This is a genomic window from Streptomyces sp. WAC06614, from assembly GCF_003949795.1.
Lineage (GTDB): Bacteria > Actinomycetota > Actinomycetes > Streptomycetales > Streptomycetaceae > Streptomyces.
The window spans coordinates 1-780 of record NZ_RPRY01000750.1 but is presented as its reverse complement, the minus strand read 5'-3'; the positions used below and the strand labels follow the sequence as shown (position 1 = coordinate 780).

Sequence of the window (780 nt, the reverse complement as noted above, 5' to 3'; positions counted from 1 at the left end):
GGGCGGGCCCGTCGGGGTGGTCCAGGTGGGCGGCGAGGGCGTCGCGGTGGTCGCCGTGCGCGTACAGCTCCAGCCGGCGGTAGCCGCAGGCCGAGTCGGCGGGGGTGGTGAAGTACAGGACGGTGCCGTCCTCGTGCGGGTTGTAGCCACCGCCGTCCGGGCAGGCGCCGTGGCGGGCGAGGATCGCGCACAGCCCGCGCAGCACCAGCGGCTCGGGGTGGTCGATCTCGAAGGCGAGGTGCGCCTCGTGCAGGAGGGCCCGTTCATGGGCGGCGATCCGCTCCAGACCGGAGTACGGCGGTACGGTCAGCGCGAACACCTCGACCGCGCGGCGTTCCCCGGCGGCGCCGTGCACCGCGGGGCGCAGGATCCGCACGTCGAGCTCGGCCGGGTCGTACCCGTGGCGCCGGGCCAGACGCTCCCGGACGACCACGCTGGGGCCGGCGGGGACGTCCACGGGCAGCCCGCAGTCGGCGAACTGGGCCAGCAGGCTCGCCGGGTCCGGCGGGAACACCAGCAGCCCGGCGTGGGCGAAGCGGCAGTGCGCGGCGACCGCCCGCAGGTCCGGGCCGCCGAGGCCGGGCAGGAGGAGCGGGAGCAGGGCGGCACTGTCGTGCTCGCGGACGAAGGCGGCCGCCGCACGCAGGCGGGCGGTGTCGTCGAGGAGCATCGTTTTGTCGGGGAACGTCGTGGTCATGTGGGGGTGTCCTCGGGCCGGTGTGGTGGGCGGAGCAGGGCAGGGCGAGGCATCGCCGGGGCGGGGCTCGCCCTGCCCTGCTC

The 780-nt window shown here is 76.5% G+C and carries 1 pseudogene; it reads right to left on the bottom strand.

Annotation, left to right across the window (positions count from 1 at the left end):
• A pseudogene (locus tag EF918_RS36280) lies at nucleotides 1–697 on the bottom strand (methyltransferase); the annotation flags it as partial.
• Nucleotides 698–780 lie beyond the last annotated feature (83 nt).